The organism is Rhizobium sp. TH2, assembly GCF_024707525.1.
GTDB lineage: Bacteria > Pseudomonadota > Alphaproteobacteria > Rhizobiales > Rhizobiaceae > Rhizobium_E.
This window is the reverse complement of sequence record NZ_CP062231.1, coordinates 4,598,441-4,616,820: the sequence shown is the minus strand read 5'-3', so window position 1 is coordinate 4,616,820 and position 18,380 is coordinate 4,598,441. Positions and strand designations below refer to the sequence as shown.

The following is an 18,380-nucleotide window of genomic DNA, read 5'->3' as shown; positions in this document are numbered from 1 at the left end:
ATGGCGATTTCAGGCAAACGCGAAAAATGGCTGATGCGGGGACTGTCCGTCCCCATGATGCTGCTGGCGCTGACCTGCCTTTATCCGGTCTATTTCGCGATCAACAATGCGCTGAAGACCGACAAGGGCTATATCCTCAACCGGTTCTCTATCGTCACGGACCCAACAATTCAGAATTTCGTCAATGCCTGGACCCGGTCGCGGCTGAGCGAATATTTCCTCAATTCCGTGGTGACCACGGCGGGTGCCGTGGCGCTGCTTTTGATCATTTCATCGCTCGCGGGCTTTGCCTTTGCGATGCTGCGGTTTCCCTATCGCAAGCTGCTGTTCATCGTCATCCTGGCTTCGCTGATGATCCCGGTCCAGGTCGTGCTGGTGCCGTTCTACCGTACCATCGTGACTCTCGGCCTTATCAACACCCGCATCGGCTTGATCATTTCCTACACGGCGTTCTTCCTGCCGTTCTGCGTCTACCTGATGACCGCGTTCTATTCCGGCCTGCCGCGCGAACTGGTCGAGGCGGCGCGCATGGATGGCGCCAAGCTCATCCAGATCTGGTGGCATGTGATGCTGCCGCTCGGCAAGCCGGCGCTGATCACGCTCGGCATTCTCAACACGCTCTATTGCTGGAACGATGTGCTGATCTCGCTGCTCGTTCTGCAGAAGGAGCGAACGCTGATGGTCGGTATCGCGGCGCTGAAGGGCGAATACACGACCAACATTCCGCTACTGATGGCCGGCATCGTCATTGCCGCCGCGCCCATCGTCATCATCTACATCATCTTCCAGCGGCGGATCGTCAACGGTATCGCCACCGGCGCCGTCAAGGGTTAGCACCATGCCACAGATCGAAATGCGCAACGTTTCCAAGACCTATGGCGCCGTCAAGGTGATCCATGGCGTCTCGATGGCGATCGAGAAGGGCGAGTTCACCGTGTTCGTCGGCCCGTCGGGCTGCGGAAAATCGACGCTGCTCAGGATGATCGCGGGGCTCGAGGAAATCACCGGCGGCGATCTGCTGATCGGCGATGCCAGAATGAACGATCGCGAACCGTCGGAACGCGGCGTGGCGATGGTGTTCCAGTCCTACGCCCTCTATCCGCATATGACGGTGGCCGAGAATATGAGCTTCAGCCTGCGGATGGCCAAGGCGCCGAAGGCCGAGATCGAGGAGAAGATCAACCGCGCCGCCGGCATATTGCAACTCACGACGCTGCTCGACCGCAAGCCGGCGGCACTCTCCGGCGGACAGCGCCAGCGCGTGGCGATCGGCCGGGCAATCGTGCGCAATCCCGATGTCTTCCTGTTCGACGAGCCGCTCTCCAATCTCGATGCCGAGCTTCGCGTGCAGACCCGCGTCGAGATCGCCAAGCTGCACCAGACGCTGGGAAACACGATCGTCTATGTTACCCATGACCAGACCGAGGCCATGACGCTGGCCGACCGGATCGTGGTGCTGCGCGCTGGGCTAGTCGAGCAGATCGGTACGCCGGTCGATCTCTACGAGGATCCGGACAACGAATTCGTCGCGGGCTTTATCGGTTCGCCGAGGATGAATTTCTTCGAGGGCAAGGTTGGAGCTAACGCGATTTCATTCGGCGGTATCGAGCTTCCGCTGCCTGACCTCAAGGCCCTGCCGCCGGCCGGTTCGCATATCCGCATCGGCATAAGGCCGGAGCACCTCGATGAGGCACAAGGCATCGAACTGCCCGCGACGGCGGATGTGATTGAGCAGCTTGGATCGACGGCCTATGTGCACGCAAGGCTCGCGACCGAGGAGACGGTGGTGGCGGAAAAGCGCCGTACGCAGATGAAGCCCGGCGAGACATTGCGCTTGACTTTCGATCCCGCCAATGCCCGGTATTTCTCCGCTGACGGGCAACGCATCCGATAGGGAAGACACGCATGAAGACGAGGGAAATTGGCAAGACCGGTGTTCACGTCACCGAGATCGGCTTCGGCACGGCGCCGGTCGCGGGGCTCTACCGCGCGGTCGATGAGGAAAGCGCGCAGGCCGTGTTGCAGGCGGCATGGGATTCCGGTGTCCGATACTTCGACACCGCGCCGCATTATGGCGCGGGTTTGGCGGAAGAACGAGTAGGGCGGTTCCTGAAGGACAAATCCGGCTACGTGATTTCCACCAAGGTGGGCCGGCTTCATATCGGCGTGCCCGAGGGCAAGGGTGGCGATTATGGTTTCGTCGGAGCGCATCCCGTCATCCAGCATTGCGACTATTCGGGCGCAGGTATTGAGAAAAGCCTTGAGGTGAGTTCCAAGCGGCTCGGCATGGACCGGTTCGACATTGTCTTCGTGCATGACATCGGGCCTTATACCCATGCGCCCGGCGACAACGAGCGTCATCTCAGGGCCTTCCGCGAATCCGGTATCCGCAAGCTCAACGACCTGAAATCGGCTGGCGTCATCAAGGGCTGGGGCCTCGGTGTCAACGAAGTGCCGGTGATCATGGATATCATGTCCGACACCCATCTCGATGTGATCCTGATGGCCGGGCGCTATACGCTGCTCGACCGCGGCGCCGAGGCGGAACTGCTTCCGCTCTGCCGCAAGCGCGGCACGTCCTTCGTCATCGGCGGGGTGTTCAACTCAGGCATTCTCGCCACTGGACCAGTCGAGGGTGCGACCTTCGACTACATGGAGGCCAAGCCCGATGTGCGCGCCAAGGTCGCCGCGATGGAGAAGATCGCCAAGGACGCAGGCACGGATCTCGCATCGGCGGCGTTGCATTTTCCGTTTCAGGAGCCGGTCGTCGCGTCAGTGTTGCTCGGCACTGCCAAGGCTTCAAGCCTCCAGCGCAACCTCGTCGCGCTGGAGAAGCCGTTCGACGCGAGCCTGTTTCCCCGCTTCGAACCGCATGTGATCCGCTGATATCTCAGAGCCTCACGACATGGACGTCGCGGGGCAGGGACGACAGGATTTCCGGGCCGTCCTCGCGCAGGATGATGATGTCCTCCAACCGGATGCCGAACCGGCCGGGCAGGTAGATTCCAGGTTCGATCGAGAAGACCATGCCTTCTTCCAGAACCGTGTCCGACGTCGCGGTGATGTAGGGCGGCTCGTGGCCGTCGATGCCCATGCCGTGGCCAGTGCGGTGGACGAAATATTCGCCATAGCCGGCATCGGCGATGACACCACGCGCGGCCGCATCGACCTCCTTTGCCGGCACGCCGGGCTTGGCGGCTTTCAATGCCGCCTGCACGGCCTTTTCGACGATCGAGTGGATCTGGCCATAGCCCTCGGGCGGCTGGCCGACCACGGCCATGCGGGTGATGTCCGAGGGAAAGCCCTGCTTGCGGCCGCCGATATCGATGACGATGGCGTCGCCTTCCTGGATCACGCGCTCGCTCGCGGAATGATGCGGGAATGCGCCATTGCCGCCGGCGCCGACGATCCAGAACTGCGGCGAGGCGCCTTCCGAGGAGAAGTGCGCGCGGATCTCGGCGGCAAGTTCGGTCTCGGTCATACCCGGCCTGACCTTGGAGAAGGCCGTCTGGATGGCACGGTCGGCGATGCCGGCATTCATCTTGAGCTTCTTGTATTCGGCGCTGTCCTTGCGCATGCGGAGCGCGCCGAGCGTTTCCGGTGTGAAGGTGCGTTCGGTGTCGGCCGGCAGGGCATCGATCAGCAGCAGCGCGAAATCGGCCCGCATCGTCTCGTCGAGCGCCACCTTGCCGGGGGCCGTCGCACCGATGGCGGCGAGCGTCTGATTCAGTGCCTCGGCTGGACCATCGGCATCGCCCCAGTTGAAGAATTCGATATCGGTGAATTCACGGCTGCCCTCGGCATTCAGCACCGGCATCAGGAAGGCTTCCTTGTCAGGCGCGATCAGCAGCAGGCAGGGCCGCTCGTCGGGATGCGGGTGGAAGCCCAGAACCCAATCCATATGCGAGCCGGGGCCGATGGCTATCAGACCGGTGCCGGTGGCGGACATTTTCTCGCGCAGTGCCGCGAGGCGTTTGGTGGTTTGTTCGGACATGTTTTCTCCCTTTAGTGTGTGTTGATTATGAAGAAAGGCCCCGCCCCAACCCCTCCCCACAAGGGGGAGGGGCTAACCTAGCCGCACTGCCTTCGCCCAACTCACCCGAAACTGTGCATTGGGCACGGACGAATCCGAGCGTTAAGCCCCTCCCCCTTGTGGGGAGGGGTTGGGGCGGGGCCTTGTTATTTTTATGCGGCCTTATAGCCGTGAACTTCCGCCGCGCGCTCGGGTGTGATGAAGCCATTCTTGATATCATCCGCCACCTTCGCCGGGTCGCGTGCCTTCGGGTCGCCGATGCCGCCGCCGGCGCCGGTGATGATGCGGATGACGTCGTCGGCATCGACGCGGATGCCGGAGCCGAAGGCATAGCGCTCGCTTGTGCCATCGGTGCGCATGACGAGGATGTAGTTGGCCGAGCCCTCATTGCCGCCATCGAGCGACCAGGGCAGGATGCGCGAGCGGGTGTAGCCGAGCGTCAGGAAGGAATTGTCGCGGCGGATGCGATAGTCGAGCCTGATGCCGTGGCCGCCGGAGAATTCGCCTTCGCCGCCCGGTTCGGTCGATAGCTCCATGCGATCGACGAACAGGCCGTTGCGCGCCTCGGAGATTTCCGCCGGGCAATTGTAGGTCTCGCCGTGGACCGCCGAGAAGATCGCGTGGTTGCCATCCCGACCGGGGGACGCGCCCCATCCGCCGATCTGCGGCTCGATGATTGTGTATTGGCGGCCGGTATCGGGGTGGATGCCGCCGATGAAGGTGCCGGCGATCGAGGAGAAATGGCCGGCTGGCAGCTTGTCCGGCATGTGCGGCGCGAGGCAACGCCAGACCAGGTCGTAGCCCCGGATGCCGATCTCATAATAAAAGCCGACAGCGGCGGGCTCGCTGGCATGGAAGGTCGTGCCTTCGGTGGTCAGCACTTTGAGCGGACGGAACGAGCCTGCATTGGCGGGCGAAGTGGAGTCGGTCAACGCCTTGAAGATAACCTGCATGCTGACCAGCGTGTCGTCGTAGCCGGCGTTGGACGGACCGAAATCCTGCACCGGGTTGTCGCGCAGGTCGATGACGAATTCGGTAGCCGAGATCGTCACCTTGACGTTGAAGAAGCGGCCGTCGTCCTGTTCCTCGGTCAGTTCGAACGTGCCGTGCGGCAGCTTGGCGAGTTCGGCCAGCGCGATCTTCTCGCCATGGTCCATGAAGTTCGCCATCGCATGCTCGAAGGTCGAAATGCCGTATTTGGTGGCGAGTTCGGTCAGCCGCCTGGCACCGATGCGCACGGCAGCGATGGCGGCCCAGAGGTCGCCTTCGAGGAAATCGGGCATGCGGGAATTGACGGTGATGATGTCAAATATGCCGGGGATCGGTTCGCCCTTTGAGATCATCTTGATCGCCGGCAGGCGCAGGCCTTCCTGGAAAATCTCGGTGGCGTCAGCGGAGAGCGAACCTGGCGACTTGCCGCCGACATCGGAATTATGCGCGATATTGGCGGTCCAGGCGATCACCCTGCCATCGGCAAAGACCGGCATGCAGACGACGAGGTCGTTGAGATGGGTGACGCCGCCGTAATATGGGTCGTTGGTGATGAAGACGTCGCCGGGCTCGATGTCCTCCGGCTTGAATTTCGACAGCAGGAAGGACACGGATTTGTCGAGCACGCCGATGAAGCCGGGAATTCCGGCACCCGACGAGGCGAGTTGGCCTTTGGCGTCAGTGATGCCCGTGCCCATGTCGAGCACTTCGTAGATGATCGAGCTCATCGCCGTCTTGCGCGTCGCGGCGAACATTTCGTCGGCCGTGGCCTGAAGCGAATTCTGGATGATTTCCAGCGTGATAGGGTCGTGGGTCTCGGTCGTCATGTCACGCTCCCTGCAGGTTGATATGAATGTTGCCGAAGGCATCGACCTCGACGCGGTTGCCGGGATGGATGACCACGGTCGTGCCGGAATCCTCAATCACGGCGGGGCCGGTCAGGCGCATGCCGGGCTGAAGCTTGTCGCCGTCATAGATGACCGCCGAGTGGATGCCTTCGAGCGCGTAATCCACCTTGCGCTCGCCTTTGGCCGCTGGTGACGGTTCGGCGTTTCCGAGCGGCTTTTCCTTCATCGTCAGCTTGCCGACCTCTGCGGAGGCGACGAGGTGGATGCCGACCAGTTCGACCGGCGCCTTGAGGCGATAGGTGTATTCGCGCTCATAGGTTTCGTGGAAATCGGCTTCGATCTGGCTCAACCGTGCATCGGTGATCGTACCCTCGACCAAAACCTCGGTCGTGTGCTCCTGGTTCTGGTAGCGGAACTTGCCATAGCGCAGGAACTTGATCTTCGATCGATCGATGTCCTCCTCGCCGAACTGGCTCGCCGCCAGTGCCTCAGCCTCGGCAAACACGCCTTCGATTACCGCGCCGGCGCCGGTCTTGAGGTCGGCGAGCTTGGTGACGAAATAATCGCGGCGCAGGTCCGACATCATCATGCCCCAGGCCGAGAACACCGAGGCGCCGGCAGGAATGACCACCTTCTTCACGCCGAGTTCGACGCCCAAGGCTGCCGCATGCATGCCGCCGCCGCCGCCGAATGCAACCAGCGTGAAGTCGCGCGGGTCGAAGCCGCGATTGAGCGACACCAGCTTCAGCGCATTGACCATGTTGTTGTTGGCGATGCGGATGATGCCGCGCGCGATGTCGTCCGCATCGGTGCCGAGCTTATCGCCGACTTCCTTCAAAGCGGCTTCGGCCGAAACCATGTCGGCATCGATGGCGCCGCCGCAGAAATAATCGCGGTTGATGCGGCCGAGCCAGAGATTGGCGTCCGTCGTCGTGGCCTTGGTTCCACCGCGTCCATAGGCGGCCGGGCCGGGCATGGCGCCGGCCGATTGCGGGCCGACATGAAGCTTGCCGAAATCGTCGACCCAGGCGATCGAGCCGCCGCCGTTGCCGATCTCGACGAGATCGACGACCGGCACCATGATCGGGTAGCCGGCGGAATTGCGGTCGCGCTCGATCCAGTAGTCGGTCATGATCTTGACCGCGCCGTTCTCGATCAGCGAGCATTTCGCCGTCGTGCCACCGATATCGAGCGCCAGTACATTGTGCTCGCCGATCAGCTTGCCGAGTTCGGCCGCGCCCCAGAATCCCGAGGCCGGACCGGATTCGACCATGGTGATGGGGATGCGCGATACCGAACCGAGCGAATCCACGCCGCAGTTCGATTGCATGATGAAGAGGTTGCCGTCGAAGCCCTTGGCGGTCAGGCCGTCGTTGAGACGGGTGAGGTAGCGCTGGGCCGCCGGTTGCACATAGGCGGACATGACGGCGGTGTTGGTGCGCTCGTATTCGCGCCATTCCCGAGTGATCTGGTGGGAGGAGACGACCGCGACCTCGGGCCACAGCCGTTGCACTTCGGCCAGCGTTGCCTGTTCGTGGGCGGGATTGGCGTAGGAATGCAGGAACGAGATGGCGACGGCCTTCACGCCGTCGGCGCGGAAGATATCGAGAATGGCGGGCAGGCCGGAAAGATCGAGCGGCCGCATTTCCTGGCCGTGATAGTTCATCCGGCCTGGCAGTTCGTGGCGCAGGTAGCGCGGCACGAAGGGGACGGGCTTTTCGTAGTGCAGGTTGAAGAAATCCGGGCGGTTGCCGCGGGCGATTTCCAGCGTGTCGCGAAAACCTTCGGTGGTGATCAGGCCGACCTTGACGCCCTTGCGCTCGGTCAGCGCATTGATCACGACGGTCGTCCCGTGCGCGAGGAAATCGATCGTCTTGGGATCGACGCCGCCCTTCTCCAGCACGTTGAGCACGCCTTCTTCGAAGTTCGGCGGTGTCGTGTCGGATTTCGCGGTCGTGATACGCTGCTCGCCGGTCGCGTGGTCGGTCTCGAAGCAGACCAGATCGGTGAATGTGCCGCCGACATCGGTGGCGACGCGGATGGTTTTGCCGCTCATGTCACGCATGCTCCTTCATTTTTTCGTGCAGCATCATGTGCTGGTAATCAGGCATTTCCATTCTCCATGATGATGTTGTCGCGCAACGCCGCTTCCTCGCGGCTGACGACGGGGACTGCGCCGATCAGCCGGCGCGTATAGGCGTGTTGGGGATTGGTGAAGATCGCTTCGGTGACGCCCAGTTCGACAAGCTTGCCACGCTCGAAGACCGCGACGCGGTTGGCGATACTGCGCACGACCGACAGGTCATGCGTGATGAAGATATAGGTCAGGCCGCGCCGGTCCTTGAGATCATTGAGCAGCTTGAGTACCCGGGCCTGGACCAGCACATCAAGCGCCGAGGTCGGCTCGTCGAGCACCACAAGCTCGGATTGGCACGCCAGCGCGCGGGCAATCGCCACGCGCTGGCGCTGTCCGCCGGAAAGGGAGGACGGTGAACGGGTGCGGAATTCGGGCGGCAGGCCGACCTCAGCCAGTAGTTCCCCGGTGAGTTCGGCGCGGCTGGCTCTGTCGCCGATGTCGTGGACATCAAGCGCGAGACGCAGCGAGGCGCCGATCGAACGGCGGGGATTGAGCGACGAGAGCGGGTTCTGCTGCACGAGCTGGATGGCGCGGCGATGCTCCTTGGCGCGAGTCGCGGGAAGTTCATCGCCCTTGAAGATCAGGCTGCCGGAGGTCGCGGGATAGATTCCGAGAATGATGTTGGCGATGGTGGATTTGCCGGAACCGGACTCGCCGACGATGGCCAGGCACTCGCCCTGTTCGACATCGAAGGAAACATTGTCGAGCGCTTGCACCTTGGCGCCGTTGACCGAAAATTCCTTGAAGACATTGGACACCGAGAGAAGCTTGCTCATGCCAGCAGCTCCCTTTCGCTGAAGCCGGGATGCGCGACCAGCGGCTCGGTGAAGCGCTTGGAATCGTCATCGATATCGGGGATGCCGCCGCCGGTGATACGCGGCACGGCCGCGAGCAGTGCGCGGGTGTAGGGATGCCGGGGATCGGAAAACAGGGCTTCGGTCGATCCCTGCTCGACGATGTTTCCCTTGTAGATGACATAGACGCGGTCGGCGAATTCGCGCACGACGCCGAGATTGTGCGAGATGAACAGAACCGACGTGTGGTGTTTTTCGACAAGCTCCGACATCAGCTTCAGTGTCTGGGCCTGTACGGTCACATCCAGCGCGGTGCCGGGCTCGTCCGCGAGCAGCAGTGCCGGATTGTTGACCAAGGCCATTGCGATCATGACACGCTGGTTCATGCCGCCGGAGAGCTGGAAGGCGTAGGAATCGAGCACCCGGTCCGGCTCGGTTATCGAGACGTCTCTCAGCGCCGCAGCGGCCGTCGAACGAGCGTCGGCATCGGTGATGCCGAGTTTTGCCCGGGCGAGCACTTCCTTGAACTGGGTGAAGATCGGATAGACGGGGTTAAGCGAGGAGGTCGGATCCTGGAAGATCATCGACATCCGCGTGCCGCGAAGAGCGTGCCGGGCCTTGGGGTCCATCCGTTCGAGATCGTTGCCTTCGAATTCGACGGCGCCCGATATCCGGGCGGTCTTCAGCGCCTGCAGCATGCCGAGCACGATGCGGGCGGTGACCGATTTGCCCGAGCCGGATTCACCGACCAGCGCCACGCGCTCGCCCTTGCGGACATGCAGTGAGATGCCGTGCAGCACTTCGGACACGCCGTCAAAGGTCTTGAAGCCGAGTTTGAGGTTGTCGATCCTGAGCGTGGGTGCGGTCATTGGTCGATCCCCAGGATCTCCCGCAAAGCATCGCCGATCAGGTTGAAGCCGAAAACGGCAACGAGGATGGCGACGCCGGGGAAGACTGTCAGCCACCAGCTGTCGGGGAGATATTTGGCGCCTTCCGCGACCATGGAGCCGAGATCGGGCGTCGGCGGTTGCACGCCGAGGCCGAGGAAGCTGAGTGACGAGGCGATGAGGATGACGAAGCCGAAATCCAGCGTCATCTTGGTGACGATGGATGGAATGCAGTTCGGCAGGATTTCGCGGAACATGATGTGGGTCTTCGATGCACCGATCACCTCGGCGGCCAGTACATAGCCCTCCTCCTTCTCGGAGCGGGCGATGTTGTAGACCAGCCGCGTGTACCACGGCCACCACATGACGGTGACGGCGATCATCCCGTTGGTCAGTGTCGGCGCGAGCAGTCCCATCATCGACATGGCGAGCACCAGCGGCGGGATCGACAGGAAGACGTCGGTCAGCCGCATCAGCAGATATTCGGTCCAGCCGCCGAGATAGCCGGCCAGCAGACCGATCGCGACGCCGACCGGAACCGCGAGCGCCAGCACCACGACGCCGAGGATCAGCGAGATGCGGTAGGCGTAGATCACCCGGGTGAAGAGGTCGCGGCCGACGAGGTCGGTGCCGAAGATGTTCGGCCATTGCGGCGGCTTGTTGAAATTGGTGAAATCGACCACCGATCCGACATGCTCCGGAAATGGCGTGATGAAATCCGCCAGCAGCGCCGAAAGCACCACGATCCCCACAAGGACTAGGCCGATCAGCGATAGCGGATTACGGGTGAGAATGGCCAGCGTCTTCATCACGAGGCCCTCTGCGACAGTCGGATGCGGGGATTGATGATCGAGACCATGAGATCGACGATGATGTTGACGATCAGGAACATGGCCGAGATGATCAGGACGGTGCCGACGATGGCGTTGAGATCCTTGCGCAGGATGACGGCGACGCCGTAGCGCGATAGTCCCGGCCATGCATAGACCGCCTCGATGAGGAATGCATTGCCGAGCATGGCGGCGAAATCGAGCCCGATGATCGTCAGCGACGGGATGAGCGACGGCCGGAAGGCATAGCGGTTGGCGATGCGTTTGGCTGGAAAGCCATAGGCCTCGGCCATTTCGATATAGGGCTTGTCATAGGTCTCGACCATGTTGGAGCGCACCAGCCGCGCGGCCTGGCCGATGCCGGAAAGCGCCAGCGCGAAAGCCGGCAGCACGATGTGCCATGCGGCATTGCCGAAGGCCTTTAAGTTGCCAGCGATCAGCGTGTCTATCATCAGGAAGCCGGTGACGGTCTGGATCGTGTAGGTATCCGAAATACGGCCAGCGATGGGGAAGATGCGGATATAATAGGCGAAGACCAGCATCAGGATGACGGCCCAGACGAAGCCGGGGGCGGAGACGCCGAGCAGGGTGACGAGCCGGATGACGTGATCGATCCACGTGCCTCGATAGCGTGCGGAGAGTACGCCGAGCGGCAGGCCAAGCGCCACCATCATGATGCCCGAGACAATCACCAGTTCCATCGTCGCCGGCAGGAACTGGATGATATCTGTCGTCACTGGTCGGTTGGTGTAGAGCGAGATGCCGAGATCGCCACGAAACAGGTCACCGAGGAAATAGGCATACTGGGTGAAGAAATTGTCGTTGAGATGCAGTCGGTCGCGGAGCGCCGCCACCGCGTCCGCTGTGGCATTCGGCCCGAGCGCAATGCGCGCCGGATCGCCGGGAATGACCCGGGCGATGGCGAAGATCAGCAGGGATACGCCGATCAGCACGATCAGCGATGTTCCGAGCCGCTTCGCGAGAAGGCGGACAAGAGGCGGCATCTCAAGGTTCTTTCGTTCTCAATTTCAGGTTTTGGCGAAGGCTTACCCCTCACCAAGTTCATCCAACCAATCGGCTGCGCCTCTTGGGGATGAACTATCCTCTCCCACAAGGGGAGAGGTAGGCCTCAGCTTTACCTCTCCCCTTGTGGGAGAGGATAGCAAGTCCGCGAGAGTCGTCAGCCGATCGCATGGACGCGCTTGGTGAGGGGTGAGCTCGACTACTCATTCATCTCCATCAGGCGGAAATTGAATCCGAAGGCGCCGAGGGCGAAGGCCTTCGCCGGATCGGTCAGCGCAGGCGCCGATACCCGCTTGCTGGCGGCATACACAGCCGTCTGGTCCTGGGCGAAGATCGACGGCGCGAGGTCCTTGAGGCGCTGGTTGACCTCCTCGTAGATCTTGGCTCGCTCGGCCTCCGGTGCGACGCGGCCCTTGTCGAGCAGTGCATCGACCTCAGCGTCCTTCAGGTATTCCGGCGACATCCATGTACCGGCGGACTTGGAATGATACATGCCGTAAAGCAGCGTATCGGGATCACCCGTCACGGTGTTGACGAACACCTGGCTGATATTCGGCGTGTTTTCAGGCTTGGTGACCTGTTCGGTGAACAGCGCCCATGGCACCTTGCGGACCTCGGATTTGATGCCGATTTCGGCGAAATTGGCCTGCATCAGCAGCGCGAAACGTTCTTCCAGCGGCACTTCGCCGATCCAGGAAATCTCAATGTTCAGATCTTCGGCCTTGTACTTGCACTTGGCCAGATGTTCCTTGGCCTTGTCGAGATCGCGCTTGTAGCTCTGGTCGGAGGGAAGCGAGCCGAGAAGGCCGACCGGCAGTGCGCCCGTGGAGGGGCTGCCCTGGGAAACCGTGTCGGAGACGGCCACCATCTTGATGCCGGAATCATAGTCGAAGGCATAGGAGATCGCCTGGCGGCACTCGACATCATCGAAGGGTGGCTTGGCGGTGTTGATTTTGATGTAGAATTCCGCGACGCCCTTTTCGGTGAACAGTTGCGCGCCCTCGGCCGCCAGCGATTTCAGCACTTCCGGCGGCATCCATTGCGAGGAGATGTCGTGCTCGCCCTGGGCGATCAGGGTGCGGACGGTGGCGGCTTCGAGGCCATAGCGGAAGCGAACAGTATCGGGCGCCTTGGCATTGATCGGCACGAAATAGGCCGCGTTCTTGGCCATCACGGTCTCTTCCTGCGGATTGTGCGAGACGACCTTGTAGGCGCCGGTGCCCGCGCCATGGGTGGAGAGATAGGCCTGGCCCCAGTCCTTCATCTCGCCGTCGCCGGCAGCGAGATTTTCCATCACCAGCTTCTTGTCGATGATCGGCAGGCGGGTCAGCGCCGAGACGAAGGGCGAATAGGGATCCTTGAGGGTGAATTTCACGGTCGTGGCATCAACGGCCTCGGCCTTCTCCACATTGGTGAAGAGGTAGGACATGCCCTGGCCGAGTGCCTTCATGCGATCGAGCGAGAACACCACGTCCTCGGCAGTGAGCGCATTGCCGCTCTGGAACTTCACTTCGCCGCGCAATTTGAAGGTGAATGTCTTGCCGTCGGTCTCCCAGCTCTCCGCTACATGCGGATCATAGCCCGGCTGGCCCTGCTTGGGGATGACGAGCGCATCATAGATGTTGAACATCAGGATCGAGTCGGCATTGTCGGATGCCTTGGCCGGGTCGAGTTCGCCGACGGCCACTTCGTCGAGGCGAAGAACGGTTTCCGCCGCGGCATAGCTGTGGATGGAGGCGGCCGTGAGCAGGGCCGCTGCGAGCATTCCTATGCTGGTCCTCATTTTGATTTCCCCTTGCTTATTTTGAGTTCTTTTGGCGCCGAGCGCCGGTTGACCGCCCTGGTGACGACCAGGCTGGTATTGGGATCGCCCGACGGTTCGCCGTCGCCGAACACATCCATGGTGCAGGTGTGCAGCACGGTGGTCGGGCTGGCCGTGTGGTTCCACGTCACATGGGTGCGGGTGGATGGAAAATGCGCGGTGTCGCCGGCCTCGAGGATCATCGTCTCGCCGTCGAGCTCTATCGTCAGCGCACCCTCGACGATGAAGAACATCTCTTCACCCTCATGCGACATCGGTTCGCTGCGAAAACCCGGCGGTTCATGCATCAGTGTGCTTCGCAGCACATTGCCGGGAAAGGAGGCGGAAAGGCGCTCATAGGTGACGACGTTTGCCGATGTGCCGCCGGGGCCATAGACCTGTCGGTTCTGGTGGCGGGTGACGGGCGTTTCAGATTTTGGTTGCTTGAAAAACGCGCCGATATCGGTCTTCAATACGCGGCAAACGGATATGAGCGACACGAGGGATGGTACCGTGATGCCGCGCTCGATCTGGGAGATGAAGCCGACAGAGAAGCCCGCTCCGTCGGCAACTTCCTGAAGCGTGAGCTTCAGCTCCTTGCGCCGCTTGCGCAGGTGCTGTCCCAGTTCGATGGCCGGCGCATCGGCGCGAGGCTCGGCTAACACTTCGGCATCCACATTGCGTCCCTTGGTTTTTTAGTATTACTTCAAAGAAACTCCAGTTTGCCCATTTGTCAAACGGAATTTTAGTATGACTAAAATTTTGCAGAGTGGCGCTGGAATGACCATGCCGAGGAGCCGCCCGTATCGTGACGCAAGCGACCTGGTTTTTTCGCGAGAGATTGATCGTGCGCATGCTGGCGCAACCGGAGCCTTTGATCGTACTCGAAGCCCCGGCCGGCATGGGCAAGTCGGTGTTGCTGCGGCAGATCGCCGAGACCACGGGGAGCGTCGTGCATATCTCGCACTTGCCGCCCGTGCTTGGCCAGGCGCTGGCGTTGTGGGATATTCCACCCTACGGCAATCCTGCGCCTCTGCCTGAGAATCTGTTTTCCGGCGAAGGACGCCTCATTGTTGCGAAGCGTCCCGGCGTCGAACTTGCCGGCATGACCCGCGCCTTCGCCTACGGCTTCGGTGCGCGGATCGGGGCCCAGGAATTGCTGCTGGACGAGGACGAAGCCGCCGCTGCTTTCGGAGAGGTCGGCGCATCCGAGATCCTCCACCGTTCCGGCGGCTGGCCGCTTGCTGCATTCAATGCCGGCCGGATCACCGATATGGCGGAATTCATCGAGCATGAATTGCTCGACCACATCTCCCCGGAGGAACTTGTCGATCTTCGTCACCTGTTGGCGGGCGGCAATGTGCCGGCGAGGCAGGAAAGCCGCCTGCTGCCCTTCGCCCTGCCGGATGCGGGCCAGCGACTCGAACTGAATGTCCGGACCTGGGCGGCCGATCTCGAACAGGCGATCCGCTCATCGATCGGAAAGCGCATCACCACACCGGCGGGCGCCAAGGCGATCGCGGAGGCCTATGCCGCGCATGGCCGGGTGGTCGATGCGATCACGACCTTCCAAGATGCCGGGTTCATGGACAATGCCTACCAGCAATTCAACAGAGCGGGCGGTCTGTTCTTCATCTATTACCACGGCCCGGCGGCCTTCGACCGGGTGCTCGCCGGTTTCCCTTCGAGCTATGCGCATCAAAGCGAGCTGCTGGTTCTGTCGCTCGCGCTCCAGTCGTGCAAGCGAGGCGATATTTCCAGGGCGCGACGGCTTTTGATCGATCGCTTCGGCGATCTCGCCGACGATCTCGATGCCGTTTTCGGCCCTCGCTCGGTCTTTTCCAGGGAGTTCCGCGAATTCCGTTTCCTCATGCTGATTTACGAAGACTATCGCTTCACCGAGGAGACACTTACGAGCCTTTTTAGCCTCGCCGCCGAGTTCCCCTCCGACGCGCATCTCTTTCGCGGCAGCTTGTACAATTCCGTGCTGGAATTCTACATCCGGCAACGCAGGTTCTCGGAGGCGGAGGAGGCCGCGCAGCGGGCGATGCATCACTACGAGGCCGCAAAAGCGCCGATGCTCTGCTTTTACATCAGCCTGCACCAGGCGATGATCGGGCTGATTAAGGGCGACACGCTGGCTGCCAGAAAACATGCGGGCCGGGCGGCGAAATATCTCGACGAGGTGCCGTTTGAGACGCCGAACGATGCGCGGCTGCAGATGCTGCTCGAGGCCTGTATCGAATATGAAGGCGGCCGCGCGGAACCCTTGGCGCGGTTTCTCAACACCGAGATCGACGATTTCTCGCATGGCGAAATCTGGCCGAGCCTGATGGAGTTCACGCTGCTCTATGGCAGCCAGGCCATGGCGACGCATTTTTCGCTGCTGGCCGCGCGTGGCTTTTTGGACCGCTGGCGCGTCTACCAGACTTCCAATCTCCAATTCCAGGCCATGGTCAGCATAAGGGAGGCAGTGATCCTGCAGAACGCCAATCGCTGGTCGGAAGCCGCGACGCGCCTGAAAAGCCTGACCCTGCCGATCGATCGCGCCTGGATTCTCGCCAACCCCGGACGGCTTGAGGATGTGTCGGACCGTGACGATATCGGCCTGTCGCTGGTCTGGCTGCGGCAGATCCTGCATGAGCAGCCGGACCTGCCCGGCCTGGAGCCGATGCTGGCGCACGCGCTTGCCAATCTCAACATCACCGACCGGCAACGCATGGGCGTCGGCATCTGGCTGGCCTATGTCCACAAGCGCCACCAGGATCTTACCCGGGCGCGGGCACTGCTGCTCAGGATATTCGAGGATGCGGCCCGGCTCGGGTCCATCGCGCCGCTCGCCGAGGAGAAGGTCTTTCTCACCGAACTGATGGACAACAAGCGGATCAGCGAATTCCTGTCCGCCTCGTCGTCGGCCCGGCAGGTGATCCGCAAGCTCAGGGACAGTGGCCATCTCGGCACCGCATCGGGCATCCGCAGCGAGCTGTCGCGGCGGGAGAACAAGATCCTGGTGATGATCTCGGAAGGTGCCGCCAACAAGTCGATCGCCGGCATGCTGGGAGTCAGCGAGGCGACGGTGAAATTTCATCTCGGAAATGTCTATCGCAAGCTCGGCTGCCGGACGCGGCAGGAGGCGATCAGCACCGCACGCGCGGCGGGAATCGTTGGCTGACACCGCCAAGACTAGCCTGCCAAGCTCGACCTATCCGGCGAAAATCGCAATACCTAGACTATTTAGGCAAAAACCTAGACTTTCATCGCGTTGTCACGCGCCAAAACGCTGTGCATTCTAACTGCACTTGGACGGGCGATGCAGCCATCCAGGCAATCCACAATGACGGCCCTGCCAATGCGGCCGCACCGGGAACTCGTTTTTCAACTGGGAGACAGCATGAGCAAGCTCAGGATTTTCGCATCCACCGCGGTCGCGGCTCTTATTGCCGGCGGTGCCGGCCTTACCTCGGCCAAGGCCGAGACCGTCGTCACGATGAACACCGTGCAGATCTTCGGCACGATCGATCCGGCCAAGATTTCCGACTACACCGACTACATGGCCGCCGTGAACCTCTACGACGGCCTGATCAGCGTCGATTCCAAGGGCAGCCTGATACCCGAACTGGCGGAAAGCTGGACCGTATCGGACGATGCCAGGGAAGTGACCTTCAAGATCCGCGCCGACGCGAAGTTCTCCGATGGCACGCCGGTGACCGCTGCCGACGTCGTCTATTCCGTCGATCGCCTGCTTAGGATCAACCAGGGTCCGGCGACCTTGTTCCTGGATATCCTCAAGCCGGGTTCGGTGACGGCGGTCGACGACAAGACGGTCAAATTCACGCTTTCCAAGACCTTCTCGCCGTTCCTGACTGCGGTTCCGGCAATCTTCATCGTCAATTCCAAGGTCGCCAAGGCCAATGAAGGCACCGATGATGGCCAGGCCTATTTTGCGACCAATGTCGCCGGCGCCGGCGCCTACACGCTCAAGGAATGGGATCGCGGCGCCAAGATGACTGTTGTCCGCGACACGGACTACTACAAGGGTTTCGGCAAAGGCCCGATCGACGAAGTGCGCTGGATCATCACCAATGACGAGGCAACGGTTCGTTCGCTTGCCGCCTCCGGCGAGTTGACGATGTCCAGCCAGTATCAGTCGCCCGAGACCTACAAGGCATTGGAAGCGATGGGGCGTTTTAACGTCGTGACCGAGCCGACGACGACAGCCTTTTATCTCAAGCTCAATTCGAAGGTCGCGCCGACCGACGACGTGCATATCCGCCGCGCCATCGCACTCGCCACAGACTACAAGACCATCAAGGAGGTTATCTTCCCAGGTGGTGACATGAACGGGCCTCTGCCGCCGGCCTTTGCAGAGTTCTACGACTCCAGCATCGCCGCGCCGACATACGACCTCGAGGCAGCAAAGGCCGAAGTCGCGAAATCCAAATATGCCGGCCAGCCGATCGATATCACGCTCGGCTATGTCGCAGGCACCAAGTTCGAGGAAGAAATCAGCCTGTTGATGCAGGCCAATCTCGAACAGATCGGCTTCAAGGTCACCCAGCAGGCTGACCCGTGGAACAGGATCACTGAAATTGCCGGCAAGGTCGAGACGACGCCTGCGGTCAACCAGATCTTCTTCGGCCCGACCTATCCGTCGCCGGATTCGATGTTCTACAGCCAATACCACTCGAAGTCGGCTGGGACATGGATGTCGATGGAATGGGTCAACGATCCCGCGATCGACAAGCTGATCGACGACGCCCGCGCCACCGGCGATGTCGCCAAGCAGGCGGAATACTACAAGGAACTGCAGAAGAAGCTCGTCGAGATGCAGTCCGACGTCTTCCTGCTGACCCAGAACGTGCAGCATGCGATGGACAAATGCCTGACCGGCTTCAACGCCGTGCCGATGCAGTCCTTCGACTATGACTTCACGCGCTATAGCTGGACCTGCCCGTAAGCGGTTCCCCGGCCCAGCCCCGATTTCCCAGGGGCTGGCCTTGGCAGCGCGGGTTCGGGCCAACCTCCGGCCCGCTCTGC

At 61.6% G+C, this 18,380-nt stretch carries 14 protein-coding genes; 5 read left to right on the top strand and 9 right to left on the bottom strand.

The genetic code is table 11. From position 1 onward, the window contains the following. Genes IHQ71_RS22610 through IHQ71_RS22600 form a run of 3 tightly spaced genes read left to right on the top strand, consistent with a single transcriptional unit; the run spans position 1 to position 2,886 of the window. On the top strand, positions 1 to 834 hold the full coding sequence (locus IHQ71_RS22610) for a carbohydrate ABC transporter permease (RefSeq protein WP_258158666.1): 834 nt from the start codon (positions 1 to 3) through the stop codon (positions 832 to 834). A 4-nt stretch (positions 835 to 838) separates the two neighbouring features. Continuing rightward, a complete protein-coding gene (locus tag IHQ71_RS22605; protein ID WP_258158665.1) occupies positions 839 to 1,894 on the top strand; it encodes an ABC transporter ATP-binding protein in 1,056 nt (351 codons plus the stop codon). A gap of 11 nt (positions 1,895 to 1,905) precedes the next feature. Next, positions 1,906 to 2,886 carry an aldo/keto reductase gene (locus IHQ71_RS22600; protein WP_258158664.1) on the top strand — a complete coding sequence of 327 codons (981 nt, stop codon included), beginning with the start codon at positions 1,906 to 1,908 and terminating at the stop codon, positions 2,884 to 2,886. 4 nt (positions 2,887 to 2,890) lie between these two features. Here IHQ71_RS22600 and IHQ71_RS22595 read toward each other — a convergent pair whose 3' ends face one another. From IHQ71_RS22595 to IHQ71_RS22555, 9 genes are all read right to left on the bottom strand, one after another. Continuing rightward, complete coding sequence (locus tag IHQ71_RS22595; RefSeq protein WP_258158663.1) at positions 2,891 to 3,994, bottom strand: Xaa-Pro peptidase family protein; 1,104 nt, start codon at positions 3,992 to 3,994, stop codon at positions 2,891 to 2,893. Between the two features lie 191 nt (positions 3,995 to 4,185). Beyond that, on the bottom strand, positions 4,186 to 5,850 hold the full coding sequence (locus tag IHQ71_RS22590; protein WP_258158662.1) for a hydantoinase B/oxoprolinase family protein: 1,665 nt from the start codon (positions 5,848 to 5,850) through the stop codon (positions 4,186 to 4,188). A 1-nt stretch (position 5,851) separates the two neighbouring features. Beyond that, positions 5,852 to 7,927 (bottom strand): hydantoinase/oxoprolinase family protein, encoded by a 2,076-nt coding sequence (locus IHQ71_RS22585; protein ID WP_258158661.1) that lies wholly within the window; start codon positions 7,925 to 7,927, stop codon positions 5,852 to 5,854. Between the two features lie 47 nt (positions 7,928 to 7,974). Next, positions 7,975 to 8,784, bottom strand: a complete 810-nt coding sequence (locus tag IHQ71_RS22580) for an ABC transporter ATP-binding protein (protein WP_258158660.1) — start codon at positions 8,782 to 8,784, stop codon at positions 7,975 to 7,977. Beyond that, on the bottom strand, positions 8,781 to 9,671 hold the full coding sequence (locus IHQ71_RS22575) for an ABC transporter ATP-binding protein (RefSeq protein ID WP_258158659.1): 891 nt from the start codon (positions 9,669 to 9,671) through the stop codon (positions 8,781 to 8,783). Before IHQ71_RS22575 ends, IHQ71_RS22580 begins: the two co-directional genes overlap by 4 nt. Beyond that, complete coding sequence (locus IHQ71_RS22570) at positions 9,668 to 10,498, bottom strand: ABC transporter permease (RefSeq protein WP_258162920.1); 831 nt, start codon at positions 10,496 to 10,498, stop codon at positions 9,668 to 9,670. The genes IHQ71_RS22575 and IHQ71_RS22570 overlap by 4 nt, the downstream gene beginning before the upstream one ends. After that, complete coding sequence (locus IHQ71_RS22565) at positions 10,498 to 11,523, bottom strand: ABC transporter permease (RefSeq protein ID WP_258158658.1); 1,026 nt, start codon at positions 11,521 to 11,523, stop codon at positions 10,498 to 10,500. The genes IHQ71_RS22570 and IHQ71_RS22565 overlap by 1 nt, the downstream gene beginning before the upstream one ends. Positions 11,524 to 11,741: 218 nt before the next feature. After that, a complete protein-coding gene (locus IHQ71_RS22560) occupies positions 11,742 to 13,325 on the bottom strand; it encodes an ABC transporter substrate-binding protein (protein WP_258158657.1) in 1,584 nt (527 codons plus the stop codon). Next, positions 13,322 to 14,008, bottom strand: a complete 687-nt coding sequence (locus IHQ71_RS22555) for a helix-turn-helix domain-containing protein (protein ID WP_258158656.1) — start codon at positions 14,006 to 14,008, stop codon at positions 13,322 to 13,324. Before IHQ71_RS22555 ends, IHQ71_RS22560 begins: the two co-directional genes overlap by 4 nt. Before the next feature lie 143 nt (positions 14,009 to 14,151). Here IHQ71_RS22555 and IHQ71_RS22550 point away from each other — a divergent pair, with 143 nt between their 5' ends. Beyond that, entirely contained in the window at positions 14,152 to 16,515 is a 2,364-nt protein-coding gene (locus IHQ71_RS22550) for a LuxR C-terminal-related transcriptional regulator (protein ID WP_258158655.1), read from the top strand. Between the two features lie 219 nt (positions 16,516 to 16,734). Next, positions 16,735 to 18,300, top strand: coding sequence for an ABC transporter substrate-binding protein (locus tag IHQ71_RS22545; RefSeq protein WP_258158654.1), 1,566 nt, complete (start codon positions 16,735 to 16,737; stop codon positions 18,298 to 18,300). Positions 18,301 to 18,380: the final 80 nt, after the last annotated feature.